Raw genomic sequence first — 7,927 nt, 5'->3', positions numbered from 1 at the left:
CGAGGATCCGATCATGGCGCCCCTGCCGCTGTTCTATTCAAGTATCACCATGCTCGACCGCAATGAGCATCGCGAGGCGCGGATCGCCCCGTCAGAGGCCCCCTACGCCTTCGCGGCTGGAGCCCATGTTCTGCCGGCGCTGATGCCGGAGTTCGCGGTCGCATGCCGGGACATGCCGATCCTGTTCCTCGATGAGGCGGGTGTCGTCTCGCCATTGTTCATGGTCGGGATGCGTCCCGGCGAGAGCTGTTTCGTCGATGCGCAGGGGCGCTGGCGTGGCCAGCACGCGCCGGCCTATCTGCGGCGCTATCCGTTCGTTGGCGGCGAGGTCTCGGCGGAGCAGCAGGTCGTCTGCGTCGACGGTGGCTTCTCCGGCCTGCAGAGCGAGCAGGGCGAGCGTCTCTTCACCGAGGAGGGCGAGCCGGCGGAAGCCTTGCAGCGGGTCATCACCTTTGTCGGCGAATATGCCGATGCCGCCAAGGCCACGGCCGCCTTCACCGCCGAGCTCAAGGCCCTCGACCTGTTCCACACGATCAACATCGACATACGCTCGGCCAGCGGCGCGAGCTCGAGCTTCTCCGGCTTCATGGCGGTGAGCGAAGAGCGCCTCAACGCGCTGTCGGACGAGGTCTGGCTCGATCTGCGGCGGAAAGGTTATCTGGCGCCGATCCACGCCCATCTGATCAGCCTGGCGAATTTCGCCCTGCTCGGCGAGCGCTCGTAGTCGAAATCACCGATCGTCATCGCGCTTGCCGCTGTTATTTGAAGCCGATCAAAGCATCGCGCGTTGACGATGGGCGCTTTGATCGAACACGAAAGCTTCGTTTCACCGCCGGATGCGGCAGGGAGACAATCCTCCTGGTTGAACGCCTAACTATGGAACCCTTGCCTCCGGCTGGCCGGATAATCTTCCGCCTGCGGCGCGTGTGCCGTGCGGAGGCAAGGGTTCACGGTCATGGCAGAGGCGATCGAGCGCCGCTCCTTCCTCAAGATGTCGGCTGCGCTCGCGGTTGGCGCCGCCACAGGCGGCTTCGCTTGCGTCGAGATCGCCAGCGCCGCGCCGATCGAAGTGCCCACCGTCGACCGCCTATCGATGCGTGTGCTGATCGATTCAGCCCATGATCAGTTCCTGAAGCCGAGCACGGTCCAGGGCGTGCAGCATCAGCCGCCGGGCTCGGGCCGCGGCGCCGATTATCGCCAGGTCCTGCACAATCAATGGGGCCTGTCGCTCTTCCTGGAATCGCAGCGCGCCGACGAGGCCCGCACCATCCTGCTCGACTTCGGCTACAGCCCGGATGCGCTGCTGAACAATATCGGCATCCTCAAGGTCGATCCGACCAAGGTAGACGCCCTGATCGTCAGCCACGGCCATCATGACCATTATGGCGGGCTGGGCGGCTTCCTCGCCAAATATCGCGACGCGCTCGCGCCGGACCTCAAGCTCTATGCCGGCGGCGAGGACAATTTCTGCCATCGCGTCAGCCCGAGCGGCGTCCAGGGCCAGTTCACCGACTTCGGCCAGCTCGACCGCCGCGAGCTCACGGCGCAGAAGGTCGCGACCGTGCTCTGCGAGACGCCGACCGTCGTCGCCGGCCACGCCTTCACCACCGGGCAAATCAAGCGCCGCTCGGTCGAGCGCATCTTGCCCAACACCTTCGTCGAGCGCGGCATCAAGGACGGGCTCGGTTGCGATGCCAGCCATTACAGCCCGGCAGAGCTGCAGGGGAAGATCATCCCGGACGAGCATGTCCATGAACACGCGACCTGCTTCAACATCCGCGGCAAGGGCCTGGTGGTGATCAGCTCCTGCGGCCATGTCGGCATCGTCAACTCGGTCCGGCAGGCGCAAGAGGTCTCGGGCGTCGAGAAGGTGCACGCCATCGTCGGCGGCTTCCATCTCGGGCCGGCGCCGAAGGACTATCTCCAGCAGGTCGTCGCCGAGGTCGGCAAGCTGAAGCCTGACGTGATCATTCCGATGCACTGCTCCGGGCTCAACTTCGCGCTGGAGGCGCAGGCGCAATTGCCGGAAAACGTCATCGTGCCGACGACCGGTAGCCGCCTGATCTTCTCGGCCTGAGCCATGCGCGCCCGTCAGCTGCGTATCGCGGGCCTGTTCTGGCAAGCGCTGCTGGCCGCTGCGTTCACCCTGTTGTTCGTCACCGTCTGGTCGGGCCTGTTGCGCGCCGAGGAGCCGCGTCGCCGCTCGGCCGCCGAACTGATGGACGTGTTGATGTGGAATCGCGAGCCGGTCGGCGGGGCCTTCGCGCTGAGCGACCATACCGGCCGCATCCGCCGCGACACTGATTTCCGTGGCAAGCTTCTGCTGGTCTATTTCGGCTTCAGCTACTGCCCGGACATCTGCCCGACCGATCTCCAGGAGATCACCCGCGCTCTCGGCCAGCTCGGCCCGGACGCCGAGGCGATCCAGCCGCTCTTCATCACACTCGACCCTGAACGGGACACGGCCGAGCATCTTTCGACCTATGTTTCGCTCTTCCACCCGCGCCTGATTGGCCTGACCGGATCGGCTGAGGCGATCCGCCAGGCGGCCGACGCCTATAAGGTGTTCTACGATAAGGTCGAAACCGGCAAGGGCGAGTACACGGTCGACCACTCGGCCTATGTCTATGTGATGGACCGTGCCGGCCGATATCTCGGCTTCTTCCCGCCGAACACGCCGGCCGAGCGCATGCTCACCATCATCCGTCCCCACCTCCAGGCGAAATGAGGTGTGCCCCGCACGAGAGTAAAACGCCTGCCCGAGCAAATCGCGGAAGGTTGTTCTGCCAGCAGAGGGCGCAACTTTGAAAGGCCGTTTCATTGACGGGGCGGACCGCGTGGAAGATCATTCATGACATCAGCGGCGATGCCATCGCCGATGTCGCGGGATTTGCTGGAGCAGCTTGCGCCGCGTCAACAACGCTAAAAGCACCACGATGCAATCGTGGGCTCCGAGCACGGAGACACGTGGATGAAACCGGGTAATACTTTGGATCCTGAGCCATCCGGTAAATTGCGGCGATGTTCCTGATCATTCGTCCCGCGGCCTGACCGCAGGACCTGTCGCTTTCCAGCAGCCTAGCGCGCCGGCCTGGCCGGCAGGAGCGTCGTCGCCTGACGACGCACGTCCCGCTGCGCCCTTTTTCCAGCCGAGGCCCCCATGACCGTTGTCTCGCTCGTCAATCCCGGATCAGCAGCTCCCCGCCCGCTCGGCCGAGCCGCAACAGCGCAAGCCGAGGTGCCGAGCTTCCGGTCGGCGCTGCGCCATCTCGCCGGCGGCGTCAGCGTGATCACGGCCGGGCAGGGCGAGGCTCGCACCGGCCTCACCGTGACCTCGCTGTCCTCGCTCTCCGCCGATCCGCCGACCGTGATGTTCGGGCTCAATCTGACGTCATCGAGCTTTCCCGTCCTGGCCCGTTATCGCAGCTTCGGCGTCAATATCCTCAACGCCACCCAGAAGCAGATCGCCGACCGCTTCGCCGGCCGCGCCGGCGAGAAGGGCGAGGCGCGCTATGCCGGGGCGAACTGGACTCAAGGTGTCACCGGCGCACCGCTGCTCGAAGGCGCACTGGCCGCGCTCGACTGCGAGGTCGAGGAGCTGATCGAGCGGCATTCGCACGCCATCGTCATCGGCCGTGTCCGCGAGGTCAGGCTCGGCGGCGACGACGCGGCGCTGCTCTACTGGCGCGGTGACTATGAGCGCCTCGGCTGGATGGCCGAGGAGGCGCGCACGGCGCTCGGCCTGCGCAGCATCTGACTCTTCGCGAGACGTCCCATGGCCTACGCTCTCAGCCTGCTCGACAAGAGCCCGATCCTCGACGGCGAGAGCGCTGTCGATGCCCTACAGCGCACGATCGCGCTGGCGCAGGCCGCCGAACGGCTCGGCTATCGTCGCTTCTGGCTCGCCGAGCATCACGGCTTTCCCGGTCTCGCCAGCTCGGCACCGGAAATCCTGGTGGCGCATCTGATCGCCCGCACGCGCCGCATCCGCATCGGTTCCGGCGGCGTGCTCCTGCAGCATTACAGCCCCTACAAGGTCGCCGAGACCTTCAACCTGCTCGCGGCGCTGGCGCCGGGCCGCATCGATCTCGGCGTCGGCAAGGCACCGGGCGGCCTGCCCTTCTCGACCAAGGCCCTGCGCGTCCAGCACGACCCGGAGCGCGCCCGTTCCTTCGAGGCGCTGCTGGCCGAGCTCGATGGCTTCCTCGCTGGAGAGCTCGACGCGGGCGATCCGCTCGCCGGCGCGCAGGCCCTGCCCAAGCCGCCCGCAGCGGCCGAGCGCTTCCTGCTCGGTGCCAGCTCCGACAGTGCGCGGGTGGCGGCCGAACGTGGCTGGCGCTTCGTCTTCGCCGGTCAGCTGAATGGCGACCCAAAGGCGCTGGAGGCTGCGATCGACGCCTATGCCAAGGCCGGGGCCACCGAACCGCCGCTGCTCGGGCTGGCGGCGCTCGCCGCCGCGACGGCCGAGGAGGCGCGGGCGCTGACCGAGCCGTTGCGCGTGGTCCGGCTGACGCTCGACAATGGCCAGAGCGTCAATCTCGGCAGCGAGGACCAGGCCACCGAGTTCGCCCGCCAGGCCGGCGCGGCGTCCTACACCACCGAAATCCGCCGCCCGAGCATCCTCGCCGGCACCGCCGAGGACGTTCGGCGTGAGCTCGATGCGCTCTCCGCCCGTTTCGGCATCGCCGAATTCGTCATCGACACGCCCGCCGCCGCGACGGCCCAGCGCCTCGCCTCGATCACGCTGCTCGCCGGCGATGCGCCGGCCCTGGCCGCCTGAGCCGACAGGAGAACCCGATGAGCAAGACCCGTCTCACCTTCGGTCTGATGCTGCAGGGCCCCGGCAGCCACATGAACGCCTGGCGCCATCCGAGCAATCCGCCGGATGCCAGCGTCAATCTTGACTTCTTCATCCGTACCGCCCGCAAGGCCGAGGCGAGCGGCATCGCCTTCGCCTTCGTCGCCGACGGGCTCTACATCAACGAAAAGTCGATCCCGCATTTCCTCAACCGCTTCGAGCCGCTGACCATCCTCTCGGCGCTGGCGACGACGACCAAGAAGCTCGGTCTCGTCGGCACGGTTTCGACCTCCTATAGCGACCCCTTCACCATCGCCCGGCAGTTCGCCTCGCTCGACCTGATTTCGGGCGGCCGCGCCGGCTGGAATGCAGTCACATCCCCACTGGAGGGCTCTGGCCGCAATTACGGCCGCCCGCATCCAGAGCACTCGCTGCGCTACGAGATCGCGCATGAATATCTCGAAATCGCCAAGGGCCTATGGGATTCCTGGGACGACGACGCCTTCGTCCGCGACCGCGAGAGCGGCTGCTTCTTCGATCGCGAGAAGCTGCACACGCTCGGCCATAAGGGCCGCTTCTTCCAGGTCGAGGGCCCGCTCAACATCCAGCGCTCGCCGCAGGGCCAGCCGGTGCTGTTCCAGGCCGGCGCCTCCGATGCGGGCATCGGCCTCGCCGGCCGCCATGCCGATGCGGTCTTCGCCAATCATGTCTCGCTGGAGGAGGGCCAGGCCTTCTATCGCAGCATCAAGACCAGCGCGATTGCGCAAGGGCGGCTGGCTGACGAGGTCAAGATTTTCCCGAGTGCCGGCCCGATCGTCGGCCGCACGCGGCAGGAGGCCGAGGACAAGTACCGGGTGATCCGCGACCTCGTCTCGATCGACGACGCGCTTGCTTATCTCGGCCGCTTCTTCGACCATCACGACTTCAGCGCCTATCCGCTCGACGCGCCGTTCCCCGAGCTCGGCGAGATTGGCAAGAACAGCTTCCGCTCAACCACCGACCGCATCAAGCGCACTGCCGCCCTGAAGCGCCAGAGCCTGCGCGAGGCGGCACTGGAAGCGGCGACCCCGCGCGCCGATTTGATCGGCTCGGCCGAAGAAATCGCCGATATCCTGATCGAGCGCGTCGACAAGCAGGCGGCCGACGGCTTCATCCTCGGCTTTCCCGTGATCGGCCAGGGGCTCGACGATTTCGTCGAACTCGTCATCCCGGTGCTCGAGGAGCGCGGCGTCTACGACCGCAACCTGCCAGGCCAGACGCTGCGCGACCATCTCGGCCTGCCGCGCCGCGAGAGCCGCTATGCCCGCTCCGCCCCGGCATCCGTGCCGCGCAAGGTCGGCTGAGCCGATCGCATGACCGTCCACGCCCCCATAGCCAGCACTGGCATCGATACTGGCATCGCGGCCTCGGTTGAGGAGTTCATCGCGCTGCGGCGCGATCTGCACCGGCATCCCGAGCTCGCCTTCCGCGAGACACGCACCAGCGCAATCGTCGCCGAGCGGCTGGAAAGCTATGGTTATGAGGTGACGACCGGGCTCGCCGGCACCGGTGTCATCGGGCAATTGCGCAGGGGTGACGGTTCGCGCCGGCTCGGCCTGCGTGCCGACATGGACGCGCTGCCGATCGCCGAGCAGACCGATCTTCCTTATGCCAGTAAAACCGCTGGCGTCATGCATGCCTGCGGCCATGACGGCCACACGGTGATCCTGCTGGCGGCGGCGAAGCGGCTGGCCGAGCGCGATTTCTCCGGCACGCTCACCTTGATCTTCCAGCCGGCCGAGGAGATCGGCGCCGGCGCGCGCAAGCTCCTGTCGGAAGGGCTGTTCGAGCGTTTCCCCTGCGACGCTGTCTTCGGCCTGCACAACTGGCCCGGCGTGCCATCAGGCCAGTTCGGCTTCGTCGAGGGGCCGGCGATGGCGGCAGTCGACCAGGCGATCATCCGGATCGTCGGCCAGGGCGGGCACGGCGCCTCGCCGCATGAGACGGTCGATCCCGTCGTCGCCGCGTCCAGCCTCGTGCTGGCGCTGCAGAGCATCGTTTCGCGCAATGTCGATCCGCGGCAGGCTGCGGTCGTCACCGTCGGCTCGATTCATGGCGGCGAAGCCTCGAACGTCATCCCTGACGCCGTCGACTTGAAACTGACCATCCGCAGCTTCGATCCGGACGTGCGCGCGCAGCTGGAAGAGCGCATCACGACGCTCGTTCGGGCTCAGGCCGAGAGCTTCGGTGCGAAAGCCGAGATCACCTACCGCCGCGGCTTCCCGCCACTGACGAACCATGCGGCGGAAACACAGCTCGCCCGCGAGGTCGCGCTCGCCGCTTTCGGCGCCGCGAAAATCGAGGCCGACTTCAAGCCGCGCATGGCGAGCGAGGATTTTGCCTTTCTGCTCGAGGCCTGTCCCGGCAGCTATTTCTTCGTCGGCAATGGCGGCAGCGCCCCGCTGCACAGCCCCGCCTACGACTTCGACGACAGCATCATCGCCCCGGCCGCGAGCTTCTGGGTTCGCCTCGCCCGCACCTTCCTCGTCTAGATCCTGCAACGGAGAGGCCCAGCCGCCATGTCCGACCAGTTCCTCTACACCACCCCGCTCGATCCGCTCGCCGAGCCCCTGGTCGAGCAGCTCACCTGGGAATACGCTACCCGCTACGGCAGCTATTTCGGCGAGGCGCCGGGCGCCGAGATGAGCCGCTACCCGGCCTCGCTGTTCGCGCCGCCGGACGGCAATTTCGTGCTGCTGCTGCGCGATGGGCGCGCCGTCGCCGGCGGTGCCTTCAAGCGCTATGACGCGCAGACGGCCGAGCTGAAGCGGATGTGGACCGATACCGCCTTCCGCCGCCAGGGGCTGGCCCGCCGCGTCGTCGAGGAACTCGAGGCGCAAGCGGTGCGCCAAGGCTATGGCAAGATCTTCCTGACCACCGGCTTCCGCCAGCCTGAGGCGCGGGATCTCTATCTCACCACCGGCTACACGCCGCTCTTCGATCCCGCCGTCGATCCCGAGGTCTACAAGAAGCTCGCCTTCGAGAAAGACCTGGCCGTCGCGGCCCATCTGCCGCGTCAGCCGGACTTAAACACCCTGCTCAGCTCAGCCTGATCGCGCCGTTCGCTCCAGCAAACAGAAAACGAGTTCC

Annotated in this window: 8 protein-coding genes; all 8 read left to right on the top strand. The window is 66.9% G+C overall.

All coding sequences use genetic code 11. The annotated features are described in order from the left end of the window. Positions 1 to 13 precede the first annotated feature (13 nt). The 8 genes from ACSQ24_RS23700 to ACSQ24_RS23665 all read left to right on the top strand — a co-directional run bounded on the left by ACSQ24_RS23700 (position 14) and on the right by ACSQ24_RS23665 (position 7,890). A complete protein-coding gene (locus tag ACSQ24_RS23700; RefSeq protein WP_436097060.1) occupies positions 14 to 724 on the top strand; it encodes a SapC family protein in 711 nt (236 codons plus the stop codon). A 231-nt stretch (positions 725 to 955) separates the two neighbouring features. Then, entirely contained in the window at positions 956 to 2,077 is a 1,122-nt protein-coding gene (locus ACSQ24_RS23695; protein WP_436097059.1) for an MBL fold metallo-hydrolase, read from the top strand. Between the two features lie 3 nt (positions 2,078 to 2,080). Beyond that, positions 2,081 to 2,728, top strand: a complete 648-nt coding sequence (locus ACSQ24_RS23690) for an SCO family protein (protein WP_436097058.1) — start codon at positions 2,081 to 2,083, stop codon at positions 2,726 to 2,728. Between the two features lie 432 nt (positions 2,729 to 3,160). Further along, positions 3,161 to 3,757, top strand: a complete 597-nt coding sequence (locus ACSQ24_RS23685; RefSeq protein ID WP_436097057.1) for a flavin reductase family protein — start codon at positions 3,161 to 3,163, stop codon at positions 3,755 to 3,757. Between the two features lie 18 nt (positions 3,758 to 3,775). Further along, complete coding sequence (locus ACSQ24_RS23680) at positions 3,776 to 4,780, top strand: MsnO8 family LLM class oxidoreductase (RefSeq protein WP_436097056.1); 1,005 nt, start codon at positions 3,776 to 3,778, stop codon at positions 4,778 to 4,780. Positions 4,781 to 4,797: 17 nt separating this feature from the next. Continuing rightward, positions 4,798 to 6,141, top strand: a complete 1,344-nt coding sequence (locus tag ACSQ24_RS23675; RefSeq protein ID WP_436097055.1) for an LLM class flavin-dependent oxidoreductase — start codon at positions 4,798 to 4,800, stop codon at positions 6,139 to 6,141. A 9-nt stretch (positions 6,142 to 6,150) separates the two neighbouring features. Beyond that, entirely contained in the window at positions 6,151 to 7,329 is a 1,179-nt protein-coding gene (locus ACSQ24_RS23670; protein ID WP_436097054.1) for a M20 aminoacylase family protein, read from the top strand. 27 nt (positions 7,330 to 7,356) lie between these two features. Continuing rightward, positions 7,357 to 7,890, top strand: coding sequence for a GNAT family N-acetyltransferase (locus ACSQ24_RS23665; RefSeq protein ID WP_436097053.1), 534 nt, complete (start codon positions 7,357 to 7,359; stop codon positions 7,888 to 7,890). The last annotated feature ends 37 nt before the right edge of the window (positions 7,891 to 7,927 follow it).

Origin of the sequence: Allobosea sp. LjRoot237 (assembly GCF_964253285.1) — a bacterium.
Taxonomy (GTDB): Bacteria; Pseudomonadota; Alphaproteobacteria; order Rhizobiales; family Beijerinckiaceae; genus Allobosea.
The sequence above is the reverse complement of the archived record's forward strand: the minus strand, read 5'-3'. Positions and strand labels throughout refer to the sequence as shown.

Bases quoted from the DNA above. Each gene is read 5' to 3' on its own strand.
- ACSQ24_RS23690 (WP_436097058.1), top strand. From the start codon at position 2,081: ATGCGCGCCCGTCAGCTGCGTATCGCGGGCCTGTTCTGGCAAGCGCTG.
- ACSQ24_RS23685 (WP_436097057.1), top strand. From the start codon at position 3,161: ATGACCGTTGTCTCGCTCGTCAATCCCGGATCAGCAGCTCCCCGCCCG.
- ACSQ24_RS23665 (WP_436097053.1), top strand. From the start codon at position 7,357: ATGTCCGACCAGTTCCTCTACACCACCCCGCTCGATCCGCTCGCCGAG.
- ACSQ24_RS23700 (WP_436097060.1), top strand. From the start codon at position 14: ATGGCGCCCCTGCCGCTGTTCTATTCAAGTATCACCATGCTCGACCGC.
- ACSQ24_RS23670 (WP_436097054.1), top strand. From the start codon at position 6,151: ATGACCGTCCACGCCCCCATAGCCAGCACTGGCATCGATACTGGCATC.
- ACSQ24_RS23675 (WP_436097055.1), top strand. From the start codon at position 4,798: ATGAGCAAGACCCGTCTCACCTTCGGTCTGATGCTGCAGGGCCCCGGC.
- ACSQ24_RS23680 (WP_436097056.1), top strand. From the start codon at position 3,776: ATGGCCTACGCTCTCAGCCTGCTCGACAAGAGCCCGATCCTCGACGGC.
- ACSQ24_RS23695 (WP_436097059.1), top strand. From the start codon at position 956: ATGGCAGAGGCGATCGAGCGCCGCTCCTTCCTCAAGATGTCGGCTGCG.